At 62.4% G+C, this 22,662-nt stretch carries 21 protein-coding genes; 13 read left to right on the top strand and 8 right to left on the bottom strand.

What is annotated here, in order from left to right; all coding sequences use genetic code 11:
• The first annotated feature begins 3 nt into the window (after positions 1 to 3).
• Genes ACYP2A_RS31090 through ACYP2A_RS31065 form a run of 6 tightly spaced genes read left to right on the top strand, consistent with a single transcriptional unit; the run spans position 4 to position 4,597 of the window.
• A complete protein-coding gene (locus ACYP2A_RS31090; protein ID WP_459749743.1) occupies positions 4 to 594 on the top strand; it encodes a TerD family protein in 591 nt (196 codons plus the stop codon).
• Entirely contained in the window at positions 591 to 1,814 is a 1,224-nt protein-coding gene (locus tag ACYP2A_RS31085) for a TerD family protein (protein WP_459749742.1), read from the top strand. Before ACYP2A_RS31090 ends, ACYP2A_RS31085 begins: the two co-directional genes overlap by 4 nt.
• Before the next feature lie 52 nt (positions 1,815 to 1,866).
• On the top strand, positions 1,867 to 2,316 hold the full coding sequence (locus ACYP2A_RS31080; RefSeq protein ID WP_459749741.1) for a tellurite resistance TerB family protein: 450 nt from the start codon (positions 1,867 to 1,869) through the stop codon (positions 2,314 to 2,316).
• 26 nt (positions 2,317 to 2,342) lie between these two features.
• On the top strand, positions 2,343 to 3,380 hold the full coding sequence (locus ACYP2A_RS31075) for a TerC/Alx family metal homeostasis membrane protein (protein ID WP_459749740.1): 1,038 nt from the start codon (positions 2,343 to 2,345) through the stop codon (positions 3,378 to 3,380).
• A 26-nt stretch (positions 3,381 to 3,406) separates the two neighbouring features.
• Complete coding sequence (locus tag ACYP2A_RS31070) at positions 3,407 to 3,982, top strand: TerD family protein (RefSeq protein ID WP_459749739.1); 576 nt, start codon at positions 3,407 to 3,409, stop codon at positions 3,980 to 3,982.
• 36 nt (positions 3,983 to 4,018) lie between these two features.
• Complete coding sequence (locus ACYP2A_RS31065) at positions 4,019 to 4,597, top strand: TerD family protein (RefSeq protein WP_459749738.1); 579 nt, start codon at positions 4,019 to 4,021, stop codon at positions 4,595 to 4,597.
• A gap of 61 nt (positions 4,598 to 4,658) precedes the next feature.
• Here the strand turns inward: ACYP2A_RS31065 and ACYP2A_RS31060 are convergent, their stop codons facing one another.
• Genes ACYP2A_RS31060 through nadC form a run of 3 tightly spaced genes read right to left on the bottom strand, consistent with a single transcriptional unit; the run spans position 4,659 to position 7,898 of the window.
• The gene (locus ACYP2A_RS31060) at positions 4,659 to 5,909 is read right to left on the bottom strand and encodes a VWA domain-containing protein (protein ID WP_459749737.1); all 1,251 of its coding nucleotides are present in this window, start codon (positions 5,907 to 5,909) and stop codon (positions 4,659 to 4,661) included.
• A 28-nt stretch (positions 5,910 to 5,937) separates the two neighbouring features.
• On the bottom strand, positions 5,938 to 7,014 hold the full coding sequence (locus ACYP2A_RS31055) for a TIGR00266 family protein (RefSeq protein ID WP_459749736.1): 1,077 nt from the start codon (positions 7,012 to 7,014) through the stop codon (positions 5,938 to 5,940).
• A gap of 35 nt (positions 7,015 to 7,049) precedes the next feature.
• Positions 7,050 to 7,898, bottom strand: a complete 849-nt coding sequence (nadC, locus tag ACYP2A_RS31050; RefSeq protein WP_459749735.1) for a carboxylating nicotinate-nucleotide diphosphorylase — start codon at positions 7,896 to 7,898, stop codon at positions 7,050 to 7,052.
• 304 nt (positions 7,899 to 8,202) lie between these two features.
• Here nadC and ACYP2A_RS31045 point away from each other — a divergent pair, with 304 nt between their 5' ends.
• The 3 genes from ACYP2A_RS31045 (at position 8,203) to ampE (ending at position 11,923) form a co-directional block, all read left to right on the top strand.
• Positions 8,203 to 10,407 (top strand): DUF1631 domain-containing protein, encoded by a 2,205-nt coding sequence (locus ACYP2A_RS31045; RefSeq protein ID WP_459749734.1) that lies wholly within the window; start codon positions 8,203 to 8,205, stop codon positions 10,405 to 10,407.
• 106 nt (positions 10,408 to 10,513) lie between these two features.
• Positions 10,514 to 11,074: a 1,6-anhydro-N-acetylmuramyl-L-alanine amidase AmpD gene (gene ampD / locus ACYP2A_RS31040; RefSeq protein ID WP_459749733.1), complete on the top strand. Its 561-nt coding sequence runs from the start codon at positions 10,514 to 10,516 to the stop codon at positions 11,072 to 11,074.
• 3 nt (positions 11,075 to 11,077) lie between these two features.
• Positions 11,078 to 11,923, top strand: coding sequence for a regulatory signaling modulator protein AmpE (ampE, locus tag ACYP2A_RS31035; protein ID WP_459749732.1), 846 nt, complete (start codon positions 11,078 to 11,080; stop codon positions 11,921 to 11,923).
• Between the two features lie 6 nt (positions 11,924 to 11,929).
• Here ampE and ACYP2A_RS31030 read toward each other — a convergent pair whose 3' ends face one another.
• Positions 11,930 to 12,754: a TatD family hydrolase gene (locus tag ACYP2A_RS31030; protein ID WP_459749731.1), complete on the bottom strand. Its 825-nt coding sequence runs from the start codon at positions 12,752 to 12,754 to the stop codon at positions 11,930 to 11,932.
• A complete protein-coding gene (gene cra / locus ACYP2A_RS31025) occupies positions 12,711 to 13,694 on the bottom strand; it encodes a catabolite repressor/activator (RefSeq protein ID WP_459749730.1) in 984 nt (327 codons plus the stop codon). Before cra ends, ACYP2A_RS31030 begins: the two co-directional genes overlap by 44 nt.
• 322 nt (positions 13,695 to 14,016) lie before the next feature.
• Here cra and ptsP point away from each other — a divergent pair, with 322 nt between their 5' ends.
• The 4 genes from ptsP to ACYP2A_RS31005 all read left to right on the top strand — a co-directional run bounded on the left by ptsP (position 14,017) and on the right by ACYP2A_RS31005 (position 20,612).
• Complete coding sequence (gene ptsP, locus ACYP2A_RS31020; RefSeq protein ID WP_459749729.1) at positions 14,017 to 16,881, top strand: phosphoenolpyruvate--protein phosphotransferase; 2,865 nt, start codon at positions 14,017 to 14,019, stop codon at positions 16,879 to 16,881.
• Complete coding sequence (gene pfkB, locus ACYP2A_RS31015; protein ID WP_459749728.1) at positions 16,881 to 17,837, top strand: 1-phosphofructokinase; 957 nt, start codon at positions 16,881 to 16,883, stop codon at positions 17,835 to 17,837. Before ptsP ends, pfkB begins: the two co-directional genes overlap by 1 nt.
• Before the next feature lie 14 nt (positions 17,838 to 17,851).
• Positions 17,852 to 19,591 carry a PTS fructose-like transporter subunit IIB gene (locus tag ACYP2A_RS31010; protein ID WP_459749727.1) on the top strand — a complete coding sequence of 580 codons (1,740 nt, stop codon included), beginning with the start codon at positions 17,852 to 17,854 and terminating at the stop codon, positions 19,589 to 19,591.
• Positions 19,592 to 19,670: 79 nt separating this feature from the next.
• Entirely contained in the window at positions 19,671 to 20,612 is a 942-nt protein-coding gene (locus ACYP2A_RS31005; protein ID WP_459749726.1) for an AEC family transporter, read from the top strand.
• A 101-nt stretch (positions 20,613 to 20,713) separates the two neighbouring features.
• On the opposite strand, the gene ACYP2A_RS31000 is transcribed toward ACYP2A_RS31005, so the two are convergent.
• From ACYP2A_RS31000 to ACYP2A_RS30990, 3 genes are read right to left on the bottom strand one after another with little or no spacing between them, the layout of a single operon-like run.
• A complete protein-coding gene (locus ACYP2A_RS31000; RefSeq protein ID WP_459749725.1) occupies positions 20,714 to 21,100 on the bottom strand; it encodes a carboxymuconolactone decarboxylase family protein in 387 nt (128 codons plus the stop codon).
• A 29-nt stretch (positions 21,101 to 21,129) separates the two neighbouring features.
• On the bottom strand, positions 21,130 to 22,179 hold the full coding sequence (locus ACYP2A_RS30995; RefSeq protein WP_459749854.1) for a calcium/sodium antiporter: 1,050 nt from the start codon (positions 22,177 to 22,179) through the stop codon (positions 21,130 to 21,132).
• A gap of 53 nt (positions 22,180 to 22,232) precedes the next feature.
• Complete coding sequence (locus tag ACYP2A_RS30990) at positions 22,233 to 22,601, bottom strand: septal ring lytic transglycosylase RlpA family protein (protein ID WP_459749724.1); 369 nt, start codon at positions 22,599 to 22,601, stop codon at positions 22,233 to 22,235.
• Positions 22,602 to 22,662 lie beyond the last annotated feature (61 nt).

The raw sequence follows: 22,662 nt of genomic DNA, 5'->3' as shown, positions 1-22,662 counted from the left end.
AACATGGCACTCACTTTGGCAAAGAATCAGACGATCTCGCTGGAGAAAACCGCCGGCACGGGCCTGAAAAAAGTCAGCATGGGCCTGGGCTGGGACCCGGAAAAAGCCAGTGGTTTCTTCGGTAAACTGCTTGGCGGTGGCGGCGACATCGACCTGGACGCCTCTTGCATCGTGCTCGATGCCGACAAGAAGCCTCTGGACCTGGTCTGGTTCCGTCAGTTGCAATCGCGCGACGGTGCCATCCAGCACTCCGGCGACAACCGTACCGGTGAAGGCGCTGGTGACGACGAAACCATCAGCATCGATCTGGATCGCCTGCCGGGCACCGTGAAATACCTGGTGTTCACCGTCAACTCGTTCACTGGCCAGACCTTTGAAAAAGTCGCCAACGCCTATTGCCGCATCGTCGACCTCGGCACGCGCAACGAGCTGGGCCGTTTCGATCTGTCGGAAAAAGGCCATCACACCGGCGTGGTCATGTCCTACCTGTCGCGTACCGCCAGCGGCTGGGACTTCACCGCTGTCGGTCAGGTCACCAACGGCCGCACGGCTGACGATCTGGTCGACCTGGCGATTGGAGCGATCCGCGCATGACCCAACTTGTCCCAGGTGCCAATGCGCCCGTTGCGGCGGGATCCTTGACGGTCGATGTCGACTATTCGCCCCTGACAGGCGCGGACATCGACGTTTCTGCATTCCTGCTGACCAGTACCGGCAAGGTGCGTGGCGACCAGGACATGTGTTTCTTCGGTCAGAAAAGCGTCAGCGGCGGTGCCGTGCAACTGACCGACAGCTCGGCTGGCAAGGCGCGTTTCAGCCTTGATACCAGCCGGCTCGACCCGGCCATCGAGAAGGTCGCCCTGACGGCGACCATCTACGAGAACAAGGCCAGTTTCGACAAGGTCTCGCGGCTGGTGGTGACCATCACTGGCGGCCTCGAAGCCCCTATTTCAACGTCTGGCATGCAGGAAACCGCGCTGATCCTTGGCGAGTTCTACCTGCGCCAGGGCGCCTGGAAGTTTCGCTGCGTCGCCCAGGGCTTTGCCGGTGGCCTGGAGCCGTTGGCAAAGAACTTCGGTGTTGAAGTCGCGGCCCCCGAGCCGGCACCTGCGCCAGCTCCAGTTCCAGCTCCAGCTCCAGCAGCGGTTCCACCGCCTGCTCCGGCGGCGCCACCCGCTCCGGCGCCGGCCGTCAAATCGACGGTCAGCCTGAGCAAGATCACCCTCGACAAGACCCGCTCCTCGATCAGCCTGGAAAAAACCGCAGCCGGTTTCGGTGAGATCAGGGTCAACCTGAACTGGAACCGTCGCAGCGACAACAAGGGTGGCGGTTTCTTTTCGATGCGCAAGAACTCTGCAATCGACCTTGATGTAGGCTGCCTGTTCGAACTGCAGGATGGTCACAAGGGCGCGGTCCAGGCACTCGGCAATGCGTTCGGCAGCCTGCATGGCGAACCGTACATCAAGCTGATGGGCGATGACCGCACCGGTTCCGTCAGCGAAGGTGAATGGCTGCACATCAACGGCCAGCACTGGAGCCAGATTCGCCGCATCCTGGTCTACGCCTTCATTTATGAAGGCGCGCCCAACTGGAAAGAGACCGATGGCGTGGTCACCATCTACGTACCGGGCCAGCCGCCCATCGAGGTGCGTTTGAACGAGGAGGGCGGGCGCCTGGGCATGTGTGCCATCGCGCTGCTTGAAAACGACAACGGTGCAGTCAAGGTGAGCCGCCGGGTGGACTTCCACAACGGTCACAGCAACATGGACAAGGCCTACGGATGGGGCATGCGCTGGGCTGCCGGTTCCAAATAAACATTCATCATGAATATCCGGGGCGGCATTGGCCGCCTCTTGGGGGTCTTAAATGCTGGGTTGGTTGAAAACTAATGCAACAGCGGCGCGCGAAAAGCTCGCTTCCGAAGTCTCGAAGTTCAAGAACCGCGAGTTCCTCGATGCGGTCGTTTCGGGTTGCGCGCTGGTCGCGGCTGCCGATGGCGACATCAGCGCCAACGAAAAGCAGAAAATGGCCGGCTTCATCCAGAACTCTCAGGAACTCAAGGCGTTCGATATCAAGGAAGTCATCACCGCCTTCAATGATGTCTGCAGCAAGTTCGAGTTCGATGTGCAGATCGGCCGTGCCGAAGCACTGAAGACCATTGGCAAGATCAAGAAAAAAGAAGACGCTTCCCGCCTGCTGGTGCGTGTCTGCTGCGCCATCGGCGGTGCAGACGGCAGCTTCGACGAGAGCGAGCGTCAGGTATGCCGCCTCATCTGCCAGGAACTGGGTCTGAACCCCTCCGAATTCGACCTGTAATTTTATTCCCTGAGGAACTCAGTTAAATGGAAAGCAGCACTGCTATCGGCTTCCCTCCACTCACAATGGCCGTCTTCATCGGTCTGGCCATCGGCGCGATGATCATTGACCTGGTCTCGCACCGGGGCAACAAGCCGATCACCCTGACCCAGGCATCCTTGTGGTCGATCTTCTGGGTGGCCATCTCGCTGGCGTTCGCAGGTTTCCTGTATGTCCAGCATGGCTCTGAAGTCGCCACTCTGTTCGTGACCGGTTACGCGCTGGAGAAAGTTCTCAGCGTCGATAACCTGTTCGTGTTCATGGCCCTGTTCGCCTGGTTCAAGATCCCTGATGGCCTGCGTCACCGCGTGCTGTACTGGGGCATCATGGGCGCCATCGTGTTCCGCGGCATCTTCGTCGCCATCGGTACCGGCCTGCTGGCCCTGGGCCCATGGGTCGAGGTGGTGTTCGCGCTGATCGTGGCCTGGACCGCAGTGATGATGCTGCGCGCCGGCGATGACGACGACGAAGAGATCGACTACTCCCAGCACATGGCCTACCGCTTCGCCAAGAAGCTGTTCCCGGTCTGGCCCAAGCTGCACGGTCACAACTTCTTCGTACGCCGCTCGGTGCTGGAAGAGGAAATCAAGAAGCCGGAAAACAGCGGCATGACCCTGGCTGCCAAGGGCACGCTGTTCGCGACCCCACTGTTCCTCTGCGTGGTCGTGGCCGAGATCTCCGACGTCCTGTTCGCCTTCGACTCGGTGCCTGCCATCATCGCCGTGAGCCGCGAGCCACTGATCGTTTACTCGGCCATGTTGTTCGCCATCCTCGGCCTGCGTACCCTGTACTTCGTGCTTGAAGCCCTCAAGCGCTACCTGGTTCACCTGGAAAAAGCGGTTATCGCACTGTTGTTCTTCATCGCGATCAAACTGGGTCTTAATGCGACCGACCACTTGTTCCACCACGGCTACAGCATCAGCGCCAACACCAGCCTGATCGTGGTCATGGTCGTGCTTGCCATCGGTATCGTTGCCAGCCTGCTGTTCCCTGGCAAGGACGATGAGCCGGCGAAAGAAGCATAAATACTGGAAAAAGGAGATTACCCATCATGGCTTTGACTCTGCAAAAAGGTGGCAACCTTTCGCTGTCCAAAACCGACCCGAGCCTGACCAACGTCCTGATCGGACTGGGTTGGGACCCGCGTGCCACCGATGGCCAGGAATTCGACCTGGACGCCAGCGCCTTTCTGATCGGCGCCAGCGGCAAGGTTCGCAGTGACGCGGACTTCATTTTCTACAACCAGCTCAAAAGCGCCGATGGCTCTGTCGAGCACACCGGTGACAACCGCACCGGTGCCGGCGACGGTGACGACGAAGTGCTCAAGGTCGACCTGACCCGCGTCCCTGCCGATGTCGAGAAAGTCGTGTTCGTGGTCACCATCCACGAAGCCGATGCACGCAAGCAGAACTTCGGTCAGGTGGGTGGCTCGTTCATCCGTGTGGTCAACGAGAAAAGCGGCGCTGAAATCGTGCGCTACGACCTGGCCGAAGACGCTTCGACCGAAACGGCCATGCTGTTTGCCGAGCTGTACCGCAGCAACGGCGAGTGGAAATTCCGCGCTGTGGGCCAGGGTTATGCCGGTGGTCTGCGCGCTGTCGCCAATTCTTACGGTCTGAATTTCTGATTCGGCCCCTATTGTCTTCAACAAAGGAACACGCAAATGGCTGTAAGTCTGAGTAAAGGCGGTAACGTTTCCCTGTCCAAAGAGGCCCCGGGCCTGACCGAAATCACTGTAGGTCTGGGCTGGGATCCACGTGTCACCGACGGCACCGAGTTCGACCTCGACGCTTCGATCTTCATCGTTGGCGAGAACGGCAAGGTGCTGGACGACAACAGCTTCATTTTCTACAACAACAAGAAGTCTGCCGACGGTTCGGTCGAGCACCTGGGCGACAACCGCTCCGGCGCTGGCGACGGCGACGACGAAGCCGTACAGGTCAAACTGACCGGCCTGAACGCTGCTGTGAAGAAGCTGGTGTTCGCCGTGACCATCCACGACGCTGAAGCCCGCAAGCAAAGCTTCGGTCAGGTGGGCAACGCCTACATCCGCGTCCTGAACAAGGCCGACGGCAAGGAAATCGCCCGTTACGACCTGTCGGAAGATGCATCGACCGAAACCGCGATGATCTTCGGCGAGCTGTATCGTCATGGCGAAGAGTTCAAGTTCAAGGCCATCGGCCAAGGCTTTGCCGGCGGCCTGAAGCCACTGGCTGAAGCACACGGTGTTTCGATCGGCTAAACGCTGATTGCGCATCAAAAAAAACCGCCATCATCGATGGCGGTTTTTTATGCCGGTCGGTTTAAAGAATCCCGGCCACCTTGGCCGCCTTGAGCCAGTCGGGAAACTCTTCCATCAGCAGGTCATAGAGCTTCTCTTCGGAAATCTCGTCCAGCCGGTCGAGGGCGAAGAAGTTGCAGTTATCCACTACCCGGCCTTCCATGTCGTCGAGCTTTTCCAGAATCCCGTAGCCGCGCCCGCCCAGCCCGACGAACTGCCAGAAGATCGGCAGCTTCGCAGCCTCGGTCATCAGCTTGATGATCTCGCGGTTCTGCGACACGCCGCCGTCGCTGATAAACAGGATGTACACCGGCGTACGGTCGTCCGAGCGCTTGTAGAAGTCGATGACCTTGCGCATCACTTCCGGCTCGTTGTTGATCCGCGAACCCAACTCCCAATCGCGCCAGCCGCCGTGGTCGGTCTTGATGTAGTCACGGAAGTTGCTCAGTGTCACCGGCGTCAGTTGCGCAGAGCGCGCGGCAAAGGCCCAGCAATCCAGCGCGCCGTCATCGTCGAAATGCACCGCCATTGGCAGCAGCCGGTTGACCACCTCTTGAACGTGCCCTTGGGAGTATTGCCCGTTCATGGAGCCGGAAGCGTCCAGCACCAGGCCGACCCGCGCGCGGGTTTCGGTGAGTTTGGCCTTTTCCAGGCTGATCTGGGCCTTCTTGGCCAGATTGACCAACTGCGGTGCTGCCTCGGCGATTTTCTTTTCCAGCGAGATTCTGGACGGCGCGGCTGCCGGAGCGGGCGCTGGCGCCAGTTCGTCGGCCACCTCGCCGCCAAAGTGCACCACCAGGGCGGCCAGGCCTGCGTTGTAGCCTTGCAGGTTGGACGCCAGGCGCCATTCGCCGTTCTTGCGGTACAGGTCGATGACCATGATCGCTTTCTCGGCGGCAAAGCTGGCGCCGGAGAACTCGCCGCGTGCTTTTTCGCTGCAGGATTCACTGATGCTGAAATGGCTGGCACGGATATCGTTCATGGTCCCGGCGCCATCGATCGAGGCGGTGAACACCAGGCGGTCGATACTGGCCGGCAGGCCGGCCAGGTTGATGCGAAATTCTCCACCTTGCACTTGCTGAAGGCTGTTGCACGGGCTGCTCGGCTGGTTGAAGAAGATCATGTAGCGATCGTCCGACAGCTTGCCATTGGCATCCACGCCGAAGCACACGTAGTCGATCACGTGCGGGGCGTCGATGGCGATGGTCAGGTTCAGTGCCTGGCCGGTCATCAGGGTCGAGAGCGGGACGCGTTGTCCTTGGGTAATCAGCATGGTCTTTCCTTGTAGTTGATTGCCTTTATCAGCGCTCGCTACGGCCTACGCCGCCGTTAGGCAGGGCCGCCAGCATGCGTCCGGCCAGTCGCGAGAAGGGCAGGCTTTGCAGCCACACAGTGCCGGGGCCGGTCAGCTTGGCGAAGAACACGCCTTCGCCGCCGAACAGCATCGACTTGATGCCACCGACCATGCGGATGTCGTAATCGACCGTCTGGGTCATGGCCGCCAGGCACCCGGTGTCGACATCCAGCGACTCGCCGGCCGCCAGCTCGATCTTGCGCACCGTGCCGCCGGTGTGCACGAACACCCAGCCGTCGCCTTCGAGTTTTTGCAGCACGAAGCCTTCACCGCCGAACAGGCCGGTCAGGATCTTTTTCTGAAACTGGATGCCGATCGAAACGCCCTTGGCGCCGGCCAGAAAGCTGTCTTTCTGACAGATCAGCCTGCCGCCGAAATCACGCAGGTTCAGTGGCAGGATGGTGCCGGGGTAGGGCGCGGCAAACGCTACGCGGCCCTTGCCCGAGCCCTGTTGGGAAAACACCGTGGTGAACAGGCTCTCGCCGGTCAGCATGCGTTTACCGGCACCGAACAGTGACCCCAGCAGACCCGAAGACTGGCTGCTGCCGTCGCCGAAGATGGTTTCCATCTGCACATCGCAGGTCTTGTACATCATGGCCCCGGCTTCGGCCACGGCGCTTTCGCCACGGTCCAGCTCAAGCTCGACGAACTGGGTTTCGGTGCCAAACAGCTTGAAATCCACCCCGTCGGTGGCCGCCGCCGAACCATAACCGCCGGAGGCCGGCGGATCGGGACTGAATGACGGGCGCGGCAGCGGATTGGCTGCGGGCGAAGGCGAGGGGGCAGCCCCGGGCGGCAGCGCACCGGGGCGCGGCTGGATCATGTCCGGCGTGGGGTCGGGAAAGGGCGTCACGCCGTCTTTCTTCACCGCCCGCACCTCGGGGATCTGATAGATCGGCTGCCAGTCGGCCATGCCTTGGCGCCAGCACCAGGCGCCCGGTGCTTCACGGGCAATCAGGCGCGCCGCAGCCGCGTCCAGCGGGCCGGTCTGTTTACCGGCATTCACTACGAACCATTGTTGCAATTGGCTACTCCTTCCCGGCTATCAGGCATCGCGTGTCAGAGACTCAGGCGCATGGACAGGTCGACCGCTTTCACATCCTTGGTCATCGAGCCGATGGAAATGTAATCCACACCGGTTTCGGCAATCGTGCGCAGCGTTTGTTCGCTGATGCCGCCGCTGGCTTCCAGTTTGGCCCGGCCGTTGTTCAGCCGTACCGCTTCGCGCATGTCGTCCAGGCTCAACTCGTCGAGCATGACGATGTCGGCGCCGGCATCGAGCGCCTGCTGGAGTTCGTCGAGGCTTTCGACTTCGACCTCCACCGGCTTGCCGGGAGCGATCCGGTGCGCGGCAACCACCGCCTGAGCAATGCCACCGCAGGCGGCGATGTGGTTTTCCTTGATCAGGAAAGCGTCGTACAAGCCGATGCGATGGTTATCGCAGCCGCCGCAGGTCACCGCATATTTCTGCGCCAGGCGCAGGCCAGGCAGGGTCTTGCGCGTGTCGAGCAGCCGCACCTGCGTACCCGCCACCAGGTCGGCGAAAAACTGCGCACGGGTGGCGACGCCAGACAGCAACTGCAGAAAATTCAGCGCGCTGCGCTCGCCGGTCAGCAATGAGCGGGCCGGCCCTTCAAGATGGAACAGCGCCTGATCGGGCTTGACCCGGTCACCATCGGCCACCTGCCAGTGCACGGCGACGCGCGGGTCAAGCTGGCGGAAAACTGCATCGACCCAAGCGGTGCCGGCAATCACGGCGGCATCGCGGGAAATGATCGTGGCCTTGGCCAGACGCGCCTCGGGGATCAACTGGGCGGTGATATCGCCGCTGCCGACATCCTCAAGCAGCGCGCGGCGCACATTGGCTTCGATTTCGGCTGTCAGGGCGGCAAGTCGTACATTCGGCATAGCAAGCTCCACTACAAAGTCGGCCGAGTATAAGCCACCTCTACAGGCGCCGGGCCAGGTTGAAGCCCATTTTTACCCTCGACACTTTGTCGGTTTCAGCGTGCTATTTGCGACAGATCAACAATCTTGCTGTCTATGCAAACAGGCAAGGACTCCTACTGGAATTGCAAACATGTTTTGCAAGATAATCCGACTTGTAATTGACGTCATGAGATTGACGTTCGTTGCCCGGGCGGTCGCTTCACAGGTGGGGGGTTGTGCCGCACCTGTGACGGGATAGCGCTGTTTCCTGTCAGGAGGTGTGATGCAAAACGACGATAAAGTTGTGCCGTTAAGCAGGGCCGTCCCTTTGCAGGCGACGCAAACTCCTTTGGCACGCTTGCCGGTGGTCTTGTTGCAGGTGCGCGACAAGGCGGCCCAGCAGCTCAAGGATGCTTTGCAGGTGTTGTTCGACAATGCCGACGACACCCTTTTCGAGATGGCCGATCGCGCCCGCAATAACACCGAGCAAAACACTTTTTTCGAAGCCATGCGCGACTTGCGTCTCAAGCGCAAGAGCATCGAGCGGGCCTTTATCGACAAGTTTTACGAAGCCTTTCTGGTTCTGGGCCAGTACCGCGCCGATGAGCCGGTGCTGCCGGGGCCTGTGTCTTTCGACAAACTGGAACTGGTGCACAACGACGATCTGGAAAAAACCGTGGCAGTCGATGCCATGGTTGCCAAGGTCATGAGTCGTGACGGGCAGATTTTGGGTCAACTGACCCTGCGCCTGAATGAACTGGTGCCCCATACCCTGACGGACCAGAGCAACCCGCTGGGGCCGACCCTGCTGTGCGATTTTTTCTTGCAGGCCGGGCGTAGCCTGGGTGTCGAGATTCGCGTCAAGCTGATCATTCTCAAGTTGTTCGAGAAATATGTGCTGGCCGATGCCGACCAGTTGTACGGCGAGGCCAATCGCTTGCTGATTGCCACCGGCATCCTGCCCGACATGAAAGCGTTGCCGGCCCGCCGGGTCAGCGACCGCCCGCCACGCCAGCGTTCGGCACCGCAACTCGACGATCCGGCGTTGGCGCAGGCCACGGAAAAGCTCGACAAGGGTGTACACGAAGTCTTTAGCGCCATGCAGCAACTGCTTGCACAACTGCGTGGCAATCTGGCCCCGCGCCATGAACTCAACGCCGAAGTGCGGCCGATCTCCAGTCAGGACCTGTTGCGCCTGTTATCGCACCTGCAGCAATACGTGCCGCCGTCCAGTGAGGTCGAGGATTTCGACCTGCGCGATCAACTGGAGCAGTTGCTGACCCGGGTCAGCGTCAAAAGCGGTAAGTCGCGCATTGTCGGTGTGGGCGATGAAGATGTGATCAACCTGGTGGCCATGCTCTTCGAGTTCATTCTCGACGACCGTAACCTGCCGCCGTCGCTGCGTGCCCTGATCGGTCGCTTGCAGATTCCGATGCTCAAGGTCGCGGTCATCGACAAGAGTTTTTTCAGTCGTGGCAGCCATCCGGCCCGGCGCCTGCTCAACGAGATTGCCAGCGCGGCGCTGGGGTGGGGCGGGCGCGACGATTACCAGCGCGACTCGCTGTACCTGCGTGTCGAGCAGATCGTCCAGCGCCTGCTGAACGATTTTGTCGATGACACCGCGATCTTTTCCGAACTGCTCGCCGATTTCCTTGCATTTACCAGCGACGAGCGCCGGCGCAGCGAATTGCTTGAACAACGTACCCGCGACGCCGAAGAAGGCCGGGCGCGGGCCGAGCTTGCCCGTCAACGCGTGCAGCAGGAACTGAACAGCCGCCTGGTGGGCAAGACCCTGCCGCAAGTGGTCGTACGCTTGTTGCAGCAAGCCTGGAGCAAGGTGCTGTTGCTGATCTGCCTCAAGCATGGCGACACCTCGCCTGAGTGGCAGACCGGGCTCGATGCGGTCGACGACCTGATCTGGAGCGTCGAACTGCATGAAGAGCCCGAAGCCCGCCAGCGTCTGCTGGAGCGTGTGCCAGGCTTGCTCAAAGTGCTGCGTGACGGCCTGTCCAGCGCGGCCTTCGACCCGTTCGCCACCAGTGAATTCTTCAGTCAGCTGGAGGTGCTGCATGTACAGGCCTTCCAGCATTTCTCCCGCCAGCAGGAGGGCGAGCGCCCGGCGATGGTCGATGTCGCCGAAGAAATCGTGCTGATTACCCCCGAGGAGCAGCTGTTCAACGAGCCGACGTCGCCCTTGCCCGAAAACGACAGCGGCCTGCAAAAGGTCGATCAGTTGCGCGTCGGCCGCTGGGTCGAGCTTCAGGAAGACGAAGAGCACAAGCTGCGCTGCAAACTGGCCGCCATCGTTGAGCCGGGCGGGCGTTACATCTTCGTCAACCGCACCGGCATGAAAGTGCTGGAAAAAACCCGCATGGGCCTGGCCGTGGAGTTTCGTCGCGGCTCGATCCGGGTGCTCGACGACGCGCTGCTGTTCGATCGCGCACTGGCCTCGGTGATGGGTAATCTGCGGCGGGTCAAAGGTGCCTGAGCCTGCAAGGGCGCTTGAGCACAAATCAAGGGCGTTTTGCCGCTGTTGCGCTGCCTGACGGCGCGGGCATACTGGCGGCCATTCAAATGTCCATCGGGGAGTGCTCATGCAGCTCGACTCTGCAAGCGGCTGGTGTGCCGGCGTAGCGCACTGCCCGTCGCCCAATTTCAATGCGCGACCGGCGGCGGAGATTTCGTTGCTGGTGATCCATAACATCAGCCTGCCGCCGGCCACCTTCAAGACGGGGCAGGTTCAGGCGTTCTTCCAGAATCGCCTCGACATCAGCGCCCACCCTTATTTCGAAGGCATCAGCGAACTGCGCGTGTCGGCGCATTTTCTCATCGAGCGTGATGGCGAGGTCACCCAGTTCGTCTCTTGTCTGGAGCGTGCCTGGCATGCCGGTGTCTCGTGCTTCGAGGGCCGTGAGGGCTGTAACGATTTCTCGATTGGCATCGAACTGGAAGGCACTGACGATCAGCCCTTCACCGATGCGCAATACACAGCGCTCGGCGAGCTGACTCGCCAGCTGTGCAAGGCATGGCCGTCGATCACGCCAGAACGTATTTGCGGGCACAGTGACATTGCCCCGCAACGCAAGACCGATCCAGGGCCGTGCTTTGACTGGGCGCGTTTCCGACTGACTGTGCAGGATGCAAACGGGAGTTGAGCAATGAGTTTTCTGGTGTTGTTGCTATTGATCGCGGTCGAGAAGTTTTCGGCCTTGCGCCAGCGGGTCCAGCGTGACGGTCCGTGGCTGAAAGAACTGGCCCGGCTGCAAGCTTCGCCGCGTACCGCCTCACGGCCCTGGCTGATCCTGGCACTGCTGGTGGTGCTGCCGGTGCTGGTGTTGCACCTGGCGCTGGTGATCGTCGGGTCTGTGGCGTATGGCTGGCTGCTGTTGCCGGTGCACCTGCTGGTGCTGATCTACAGCCTGGGGCGTGGCGATGTCATCACCGCCTTAGGGCCGTTTCGCGATGCCTGCCGGCGTGGCGACACGCAAGCGGCGGTGCATGTAGCGGAGCGCGACATGGGCGTGAAGGCCGACGACAGTGAGCAGTTGCTGGTCGGTGTGCAGGCACACTTGCTGTGGCAGGCCTATCAGGGCTTTTTCGCGGTGATCTTCTGGTACTTCCTGCTGGGGCCAGTGGCAGCGCTGGCGTATCGCTTGCTGGCGCTGGCCGCCGAGCGGAGCACAACCCCGGCCATCGCCGAGCGCGCCAGCCAGTTGCGGCATGCCTTCGACTGGGTACCGGTCAGGCTGCTGGCCGCCAGCTTTGCGCTGGTGGGCAACTTCGCCGCCGTCAACCGTGAACTGCTGCACGACTTGCTCAACTGGAACATCAGTGCCGCGCAACTGATTGCCCGTGCTGGCTGCGCAGCCAGTGAAGTGGCCAGTAAGGCTATACCGGTAGTCGGTGCCAATGCGGTGACCAGCCTGAACCTGATCTGGGAGTTGCTGGTGCGTTCGGCGATCGTCTGGTACGCAGGCTTTGCCTTGTGGACGCTGCTGTTCTGAGGGCCCTCACGACCAGCCGAACACCTGCAGGGCGTTGTCTGTGCAGGCTTCGGCCAGTCGCTCGGGGCTGATGTTCATCAGCTTCGCCAAGGCCCGGCAGATGTCCGGCAAGTGTTGTGGGCTGTTGCGCTGATCGGGGTACATGGCCGGCGCCATGTCCGGTGCGTCGGTTTCCAGCACGATGCTGTCCAGCGGCAACTGTGGCAGCACCCGATGCATGCGCAGCGCCTGCGGCCAGGTCGCCGCACCGCCCAGACCCAGTTTGTAGCCCAGCCTGATGTATTCGCGGGCCTGTTCGACGCTGCCGGCAAAGGCATGCACGATGCCGCTGCGCTTGAGCTTGTAGCGCTTGAGCGTGGCGATCACTTCGGCGTGGCTGCGCCGCACATGCAGCAGCACCGGCAGGTCGACATCCGCCGCCAGCCCCAGTTGTGCCTCGAACAATGCCTGTTGCTGTTCACGGTCCAGCTCCGGCAAGTAGTAATCCAGACCGATCTCGCCCACAGCGCACAATTTGTCGTGCCCTTTCAGGCGGCTCACCCAGTCGCCCAGATCCTGCAAGTGTTCAGGGCGATGCTGCTGCAGATACACCGGGTGCAGGCCGAAGGCTGCGTACAACGATGGATTGTCCAGGCACTGTTGCCACAGCCGTTGCCAGTTATCCCGATAGACGCCCAACACCACCATGCGCTGCACGCCCAAGGCCTGGCACTGTTCCAGCACCTGTGTGCGATCGGCGTCGAAATCCGGGAAGTCCAGGTGCGTGTGGGTGTCGATCAGCCTCACGTCATGCCTCGCCGATACGCTGCTTGAAGGTGCGCGCGAGGGCATGCACGCCGGGCTGGTACTGTGTGTTCTCGATGGCGGCCAGCGCCAGTTCCAGGGCGGTGTCGGCAATCAGTTGATGCTGTTGGGCCATGGCATTGACCGGCAGCGGCAGAAAGTCCAGCAACTGGGTGTCGCCAAATGTACCCAGGCGCAGCGCCGCTTGCGGCTGTAGCGCATCGAACACGCCTTGCAGCAGCACATAGGAGGTGGTGATCAAGGCATCGGGCAGGCCGCCGAGGCGTTGTTGCAGGTCAAGCATCAGGCGTTGCCCGCAGGCGCGGCTGAACGACTCGCCATGCTCGATGATCACGTCACCGTCAAAACCTTCCAGTGCCTGGCGGAAACCGCCGGCCCGTGCGCGGCTGACGCTCAGCTCCGGGCGCGCACCGAGCAGGGCAATACGCTGCGGGCGGGTCTGCAGCAGGCTACGGGTCAATTGCAGGCTGGCCTGCTGGTCGTCGCTGACCACCGAGCAGAACACCTCGTGGTCCATTTCCCGGTCGATGGCAATGATCGGCAGGCCTTTGGCCTGCAACTGCCGATAGCTGTCGTCGCTGGCCGGCAGGCAACTGGCGACCAGCAGCGCATCGCAGCGCCGGGCGCGAAACAGTTGCAGCAATTGCAGTTCGCTGAGCGGATCGTCGTCGGAGCTGGCAATCAGCAACTGGTAGCCTCGCGCCCGTGCGCCCTGTTCCAGCAGCTTGGCAATGCGGGCATAACTGGGGTTTTCCAGGTCCGGCAGGATAAAACCCAGGGTACGGCTATGCCGGCTGCGCAAGCCGGCGGCCTGGGGGTTGGGGCGGAAATCGTGCTGCTCGACCACTGCGCGCACCCGTTCGACGGTCGCGGCACTGATGCGCTGCTGTTCGGCCTTACCGTTGATCACATAACTGGCAGTGGTCACAGAAACACCCGCCAGGCGGGCTATATCACTGAGTTTCACCGAGGTTTCCTTTTTTGTTGGTGCCTCATGGCTGCCGGGATTCTCGCCCATGCAGCGCGATCTTTATAGCAGACCATCAGTTAACGGCAGGTACTCACGGTATTTGACCCGCGCATTGGGCAATCGGACCGGCTGGGCTTCTAGCGGTTTACAGAATCGAGTAACGTGCCGCACAATTTCAAGATTAAACGATTCAGCAGGCTTATTTATTGCTGATATCGTGTGCAGGACACTGTCAGACGAAACGCGTATTTGTTTCTACTCTGTCATGTACCTACAACAAGAATCAGGTGGCGCTGCGGCGCTGCACAGGAGTCAAGGCATGCTCGAACTCACTCTGGAGCAGATCTCCATGGCCCAGGTGGCGGTGGATAAATCTGCCGCACTGCACCTGCTGGCCGAGCATCTGGTCGCCGATGGACTGGTTGCACCGGGTTACCTCAAAGGCTTGCAGGACCGCGAGCAGCAAGGCTCGACCTTCCTTGGCCAAGGCATCGCCATTCCGCATGGCACCCCCGACACTCGCGATCAGGTGTTCAGCACCGGGGTGCGTCTGATGCAGTTCCCCGACGGCGTCGACTGGGGCGACGGGCAGATCGTCTACCTGGCGATCGGCATCGCCGCCAAGTCCGATGAGCACCTGCGCCTGCTGCAATTATTGACCCGCGCGCTGGGCGAAGCTGATCTGGGACCGTCGCTGCGTGCCGCCACAACGCCACAAGACCTGCTCAAATTGCTGCAAGGCGCACCGCAAGAGCTGGCGCTGGACGCGCAGATGATCAGCCTGGGCGTGTCGGTCGACGATTTCGAAGAGCTGGTATGGCGCGGCGCGCGCCTGCTGCGCAAGGCCGATTGCGTCAATAACGGCTTTGCCGCCGTGCTGCAACAGGTCGAAGCCCTGCCGCTGGGCGACGGCCTGTGGTGGCTGCATAGCGAACAAATGGTCAATCGTCCGGGCCTGGCTTTTGTCACCCCGGACAAGCCGCTGCGCTTTCTGGGCCAGCCGCTGACCGGCCTGTTCTGTCTGGCCAGTCTCGGCGAAGCGCACCAGAACCTGCTTGAGCGCCTGTGTGCCTTGCTGATCGAAGGTCGTGGCCAGGAACTTGGCCAGGCCACCAACAGCCGTGCCGTGTTGCAAGCCCTGGGCGGTGACGTGCCGGCCGAATGGCCCAGCGCGCAGATCGTGCTGGCCAACGCCCATGGCTTGCATGCCCGGCCCGCGAAGATTCTTGCGCAACTGGCGAAAAGCTTCGACGGCGATATCCGCCTGCGCATCGTCGAAAGCGACGACAACGCAGTGTCGGCCAAGAGCCTGAGCAAGCTGCTGAGCCTCGGTGCGCGGCGCGGCCAGACCCTGGAGTTCATTGCCGAGCCGAGCATTGCCGCCGATGCCTTGCCGGCGTTGCTGGCAGCGGTCGAGCAGGGCCTGGGTGAAGAAGTCGAGCCGGTCGTGGCAACGCCCGCTCAGGTAGCGGCGGTGCAACCGGCCGCACCGCGTGCCGTGGTTGCCCCGCAGGCCGGTGCAGTCATCGCGGCAGTGCCGGCCTCTCCCGGCGTAGCAATCGGCCCTGCGCATGTGCAGGTGCCGTTGACCTTCGATTATCCCCAGCAGGGCGAGTCGCCGGCGGCCGAGCGTGAGCGCTTGCAGGCCGCGCTGGGTCGGGTGCGTGACGAAATCGGCCAGTTGATTCAACGCAGCACCTCCAAAGCCATTGGCGAGATTTTCATCACCCACCAGGAAATGCTCGACGACCCGGAACTGACTCAGGACGTCGATGTGCACCTGAACCAGGGCAAGAGCGCGGCCGCTGCCTGGAACATCGTCATCGAGACCGCCGCGTTGCGTCAGGAGTCGCTCAACGACGCATTGCTGGCCGAGCGTGCCGCCGACCTGCGTGATGTCGGGCGGCGGGTGCTGGCCCACCTGTGCGGCGTTCAGGCGCTTGCCGAACCCGAACAACCTTACATTCTGGTGATGGACGAAGTCGGCCCTTCCGATGTGGCGCGTCTGGACCCGGCCCGTGTGGCCGGTATTCTGACCGCACGCGGCGGCGCCACGGCGCACAGCGCTATTGTCGCCCGCGCGCTGGGCATCACCGCGCTGGTCGGTGCCGGCGAGCAAGTCCTGTTGATCGAGCCGGGCACCGTCTTGCTGCTCGATGCCCAGCGCGGCCGCCTGACCGTGGCACCGGATGCGGCGCTGTTGCAGCGTGCGGTTGAAGAGCGCGATGCCCGTGAGCAACGCTTGCAAGCGGCGCATGCGGCACGCATGGAGCCGGCGGTGACCCGCGACGGCCATGCGGTGGAAATCTGCGCCAACATCGGCGACAGCACCGGCACCCCGGCCGCTGTGAAACAGGGCGCCGAAGGCATTGGCCTGCTACGCACCGAATTGCTGTTCATGGCCCACAACCAGGCGCCGGACGAAGCGACCCAGGAAGCCGAGTACCGCCGCGTGCTCGACGATCTGGACGGCCGCCCGCTGGTGGTCCGCACGCTGGATGTCGGCGGCGACAAGCCGTTGCCTTACTGGCCCATCGATAAAGAAGAAAACCCGTTTCTGGGTGTGCGCGGCATTCGCCTGACCCTGCAGCGCCCTGAAATCATGGAGGCGCAATTGCGCGCCTTGTTGCGCGCCGCCGACAACCGGCCGCTGCGCATCATGTTCCCGATGGTCGGCAGCGTCGACGAATGGCGTCAGGGCCGCGACATGGTCGAGCGCCTGCGTCTCGAAATTCCGGTCAGCGACCTGCAGCTGGGGATCATGATCGAAGTGCCGTCGGCCGCCTTGCTGGCGCCGGTGCTGGCCAAAGAGGTGGACTTCTTCAGCGTCGGCACCAACGACCTGACCCAATACACCCTGGCCATCGACCGTGGCCACCCGACGCTGTCGGCCCAGGCCGACGGCCTGCACCCGGCGGTACTGCAACTGATCGACATCACCGTGCGCGCCGCCCATGCCAACGGCAAATGGGTCGGCGTGTGCGGCGAGCTGGCCGCCGACCCGCTGGCGGTACCGGTGCTGGTCGGGCTGGGCGTGGATGAACTGAGCGTATCGCCGCGCAGCATCGCCGAGGTCAAGGCCTGCGTACGCGACCTCAGCCTGAGCGGCGCTCAGGCCCTGGCGCATGACGCGCTGACGGTGGGCAGCGCCGCCGAAGTCCGCGCACTCGTGGAGGCTCTGTAATGGCCCGTATTCTGACCCTGACCCTCAACCCGGCGTTGGACCTGACTGTGCAGTTGGGCCAATTGAAGGTCGGCGAAGTCAACCGCAGTGACGCCATGCTCACCCACGCAGCCGGTAAGGGCCTCAACGTCGCCCAGGTGCTGGCCGATCTGGGCCATGACCTGACCGTGGCGGGTTTTCTGGGCCTGGATAATCCCCAGGCCTTCGATGCGCTGTTCGCCCGGCGTGGTTTTGTCGACGAGTTCGTGCGCGTGCCGGGCGAAACCCGCAGCAATATCAAGCTGGCCGAAGCCGACGGCTGCATCACCGATGTCAACGGCCCGGGCCTGCTCGTCAGCGAGGCCGATCAGCAACGGCTGTTCGAGCGCCTTGAGCTGATCGCGCCGGGCTTCGATGCGCTGGTCGTCGCCGGCAGCCTGCCGCGTGGCGTCAGTCCGCAGTGGTTACAGCGCTTGCTGGTGATGCTCAAGGCCAAGGGTCTGAAAGTGGCGCTGGACAGCAGCGGCCAGGCCTTGCGTGCCGGGCTGGAGGCCGGTCCATGGCTGGTCAAGCCCAACACCGAAGAGCTGAGCGACGCGCTGGGCGTGGCGGTGAATTCGAGCCGCGAGCAGGCCGACGCCGCACAGCGCCTGCAGGCGCAAGGCATCGAGCATGTGGTGATTTCCCAGGGCGCCGACGGCGTGAACTGGTTCGGTGCCCAAGGCGCGTTGCATGCGCAGCCGCCCAAGGTCACGGTCGCCAGCACCGTGGGCGCCGGCGACTCGTTGCTGGCCGGCATGCTCCACGGCCTGCTCAGCGGCCATGCGCCGCAACAGACCTTGCGCACCGCCACGGCCATCGCGGCCATGGCCGTGACCCAGATCGGTTTCGGCATCACCGATGCCGTTCACCTTGAACAGCTCGCAAACGGTGTGACCGTGCGCAACCTGACCGAACAATACCCGGCCCAACAATAAGAGAGGCGACGTTGATGAAAATAGCCATAGTCACGGCCTGCCCCAACGGCAAGGTCAGTAGCGTCCTCAGTGCCCGTTTGCTGGCGGCTGCCGCCCAGCGCATGGGCTGGGAGACCTGCGTTGAAGTGGTTGACCCGCACAAGCCGGAGCGTCAATTGTCGGCGCAGGACATCGAGCAGGCCGATCTGGTCGTGACGGTGTACAGCGGCCCGCTGGACCTGAACCGTTTTGCTGGCAAGCGCTTGTTCCAGGGCTCGCCCGCCCAGGCGCTGCAAGACGTCGATGCCTTTCTCAAGCGTGCCGACGAACAAGCCGAGCCCTGGCAGGCGGTCGCCAACGAGCCTGCACCGGCTGCTGCGCAAAACACGGCGCGTATCGTCGCGATCACCGCGTGCCCGACCGGCGTGGCGCACACCTTCATGGCCGCCGAAGCCTTGCAACAGTCGGCCAAGCGTTTGGGGCACGAGCTGCAAGTGGAAACCCAGGGCTCGGTCGGCGCCCGCACGCCCCTCAGTCCTCAAGCCATCAGCGACGCCGACGTGGTGCTGCTGGCCACCGACATCGAAGTGGCTACCGAGCGTTTTGCCGGCAAGCGCATTTATCGCTGCGGCACCGGCATTGCCCTCAAGCAGCCGGACGCCACGCTGGGCAAGGCACTGGCTGAGGCCAAGGTCGAAAGTAACGCCAGCACCGACAAGGCTCCGGCCAAGTCCGAAAGTGCAGGCGTGTACAAGCACTTGCTGACCGGCGTGTCGTTCATGCTGCCGATGGTAGTGGCCGGTGGTCTGCTGATCGCCTTGTCATTCGTGTTCGGCATCGAAGCGTTCAAGCAAGAGGGCACGCTGGCCGCTGCGCTGATGCAGATCGGCGGTGAGGCGGCGTTCAAGTTGATGGTGCCGATGCTGGCGGGTTACATCGCCTGGTCCATCGCTGACCGTCCGGGCCTGGCGCCGGGGATGATTGGCGGCTTGCTGGCGGGCACCCTGGGTGCCGGTTTTATCGGTGGCATCGTCGCCGGCTTCCTGGCCGGTTACAGCGCTAAACTGATCAGTCGTTATGCGCGCCTGCCCGCAAGCCTTGAGGCGCTCAAGCCGATCCTGATCATTCCACTGCTGGCCAGTCTGTTCACCGGTCTGATGATGATCTACGTGGTCGGCCGTCCGGTGGCCAGTATGCTGACCGCGCTGACCGACTTTCTCGCCAGCATGGGCACCGCCAACGCGATTCTGCTCGGTCTGGTGCTGGGCGCGATGATGTGCGTCGACCTCGGTGGCCCGATCAACAAGGCATCCTATGCGTTCTCGGTCGGGCTGTTGGCGTCGCAAAGCTATGCGCCGATGGCCGCAGCGATGGCCGCCGGCATGGTGCCGCCGATCGGCATGGGCATCGCCAGCCTGCTGGCGCGACACAAATTCGCGCAAAGCGAGCGCGAAGCGGGCAAGGCTTCGTTTGTACTGGGGCTGTGCTTCATTTCCGAAGGGGCGATTCCATTTGCCGCCAAGGACCCGCTGCGCGTCATTCCGGCCAGTATCGCCGGTGGCGCGCTGACCGGTGCACTGTCGATGTATTTCGGCTGCAAGCTGATGGCGCCGCATGGCGGGTTGTTCGTCATGCTGATCCCTAATGCGATCAACCATGCGTTGCTGTATCTGCTGGCCATCGTGGCTGGCAGCCTGGTGACCGGTGTGTTGTACGCGGTATTGAAGCGTCCGGAAGTGGTCGAGATGCAGGTGGTCCCGAACGGTGCCCGGTAATCCCGTAAAACCCTGTCACATATGACGTCGTATCTGGCTTATCATTAGCCACCTAACGACGGGACAGGGATCGCGGGGCATGCTGGCTATCTTTCTGGAAACACTCAATGTCACCGCGCCAGTCTTTGCCATGCTGTTCATGGGCGTGTTTCTCAAGCGTATCGGGGCGATCAATGACGGTTTCATCGTCACCGCCTCGTCGCTGGTGTTCAACGTCACCATGCCAGCCCTGTTGTTCATGGGCATCGTGCATGCTGACCTGAAAACCGCCCTGCAAGCGGACCTGCTGATCTTCTTCACCGTCGCCACCTTGCTCAGCTTCGCCCTGCTCTGGGGCTGGGCGATCTGGCGCATTCCGCATGCGGACCGTGGCGTTTATGTGCAAGGTGCGTTTCGTGGTAATAACGGCGTGGTCGGTCTGGCGCTGGCGGCCAGCATGTACGGCAGCCACGGTATCTCGGTGGGCGCGATCCTTGCGGCGATGGTCATCCTGTATTACAACGCGCTGTCGACCATGATCCTGGCGGTGTACAGCCCGGTGATCAAATCCGACCCGTGGAGCGTGATCAAGAGCGTATTCTCCAACCCGCTGATCATCAGCGTGATCGTCGCCTCGCCGTTCGCTTATTACGGCGTGCGCATGCCGACCTGGTTCGAGACCTCGGCCAATTACCTGGCACAAATGACCCTGCCATTGGCGTTGATCTGCATCGGCGGCACCCTGTCGCTGACCTCGCTGCGCCAGAGCGGCAAGATGGCGGTCGGCGCCAGCCTGATGAAAATGGTCTGGCTGCCGCTGATCTGCACCACCGCCGCCTGGGCCTGCGGCTTCCGTGGCCCGGAGCTGGGCATTCTGTTTCTGTACTTTGCCAGCCCTACCGCCGCATCCAGCTACATCATGGCGCGCAGCGCCAACGGCAATTACGAACTGGCGGCAGCGATCATCGTCCTCACCACCCTGGCGGCGGCGATCACCACCAACATCGGCATCTTCCTGCTGCAATGGGGCGGCTGGATTTAAGCAGCGGCAAGCTTTGAGCTTCAAGCTGCAAGAGGTGCGTAGTGACGCTGATGTTCTTGCCTTTACTTGCCGCTTGCCGCTAATAACTTGAAGCTTGAGGCTTACAACTTGCCGCTTAGATGTTCTTCGATGACCTCCTGCGCCGCGCGAAATGCATCGATGGCCGCAGGCATGCCGGCGTAGACCGCGCAGTGCAGGAAGGTTTCGCGGATTTCTTCCGGGGTGCAGCCGTTGTTCAGCGCGCCGCGCACGTGGCCCTTGAGTTCTTGCGAGCACTTCAAGGCCGCCAGGGTCGACAGAGTGATCAGGCTGCGGGTTTTCAGGTCCAGGCCTTCACGGCCCCAGACGCTGCCCCAGGCCTGCTCGTTGATGAAATCCTGCAACGGCAGGCTGAATTCGCTGGCGTTGGCGCGAGCGCGGTCGACGTAGGCATCGCCCATCACCTGGCGGCGAATGGTTTCTCCGGCTTGGGTCTTCGGGTCGGTCATGGGTCTTTCCTCAGGTTCTAGACGGTGGATCAACGATGATGGCGCCACCAGGTGCGGATCATGCCCAGGATCACCAGGACCGTCAGCAGCGGCAAAACAGCGAACAGTATCCAGCTTTCCAGGCGCTCGGCCAGCAGCATGCCGGTGCTGAAACCGATGATGTCCAGCCCGTAGGCGGCGTACAGCGCCAGCAATAAGAGGCCTTCCAGGCGGGTAATGCGGTAGCCCGAGTAAAACAGCGGCAGGCTCAATACCGCAACGCCGAGCATGATCGGCAGGTCATAGGCCAGTGAGTTGGGTGACACCGACAGCGGCGCGGGGGCAATCAGTGCCGTCAGCCCCAGCACGCCGAGCAGGTTGAACAGGCTGCTGCCGATCACATTGCCCACCGCCATGTCGCGCTCGCCGCGCAAGGCGGCGATCAGCGAGGTGATCAGCGCCGGCATCGACGTTGCGACGGCCATCAGGGTCAGGCCCATGATCCGCTCCGACAAGCCCAGATGAATGGCCAGCACTACCGTGGCATCGACCAGCAAGTGCCCGCCGCCGATCAACAGTAGCAACCCGCCAGCCAGGCTCAGCAGTGCCAGCATGATGCGCGGCGGGCTGTCGTTAGCCTGCTTGTGGCCATGCCCATGACCATGGCGTGCGTCATGGCTGGCCTGGCGCACGATGACCAGCAGGCAAAAAGCCAGGCCGGCCAGCAGCAGGAGGCCGTCGGTCAGGCTGATTTCCTGATCCCAGGCCACGGCCATCAGCAAGGCGCAGGCGCCGATCATCAGTGGAATGTCGATGCGCACCACTTGCAGTGGCACACGCAGCGGAATGATCAGCGCGCATAGCCCCAGGGTGACCAGCACATTGAAAATATGGCTGCCAACCACACTGCCCACGGCAATATCAGTGTTGGCCGACAACGCGGCCTGCACGCCCACCGACAATTGCGGGGCGCTGTTGCCCAGGGCCATCAGGGTCAGGCCAATGATCAGCGGGCGAACCTTGAGCCACGCCGCCAGGTGCACGGCGGCGCGCACCGACAGCCCGGCACCGATCAGCAACAGCAGCAGGCCGCTGGCCAGTTGCAGCAGGGCGGGAGGTGGCAGGCTCGAGAGCTGGAAAATGGCAGTAGTCCTCAGTCCAGGCCCTGGACGCGTACTTTGGCGGTGCCGCTGCGCAGCATGCCCAGTTGTTCGGCGGCCTGTTTCGAAATATCGATCAGGCGCCCGCGTGTGTTCGGGCCGCGATCGTTGATGCGTACCACCACGCTGCGTTTATTGGCCAGGTTGGTGACTTTGACGCGGCTGCCGAACGGCAGTTCGCGGTGGGCGGCGGTGAGTGCGTTCTGGTTGAACGGCTCGCCGCTGGCGGTGCGCTTGCCATGATGGCGCGCGCCGTAATACGAGGCTGTGCCGGTTTCGTCATAGCCATGCGGATCAACCGAATGGCTGGAGCAGCCAGCCAGCAGAGAGAGCAGGGTGCAGGCAGTAAGCAGTCGGTGCATGGAACATATCCTGTGAACCTGCGCAAAGGCGATCCCCATGGCCGGCCGGGCGGCCGGCCAT

It is taken from the genome of Pseudomonas sp. 3A(2025) (assembly GCF_054589175.1).
Note: the sequence above shows the minus strand (reverse complement) of the source record. Positions and strands in the feature narration are given on the sequence as shown.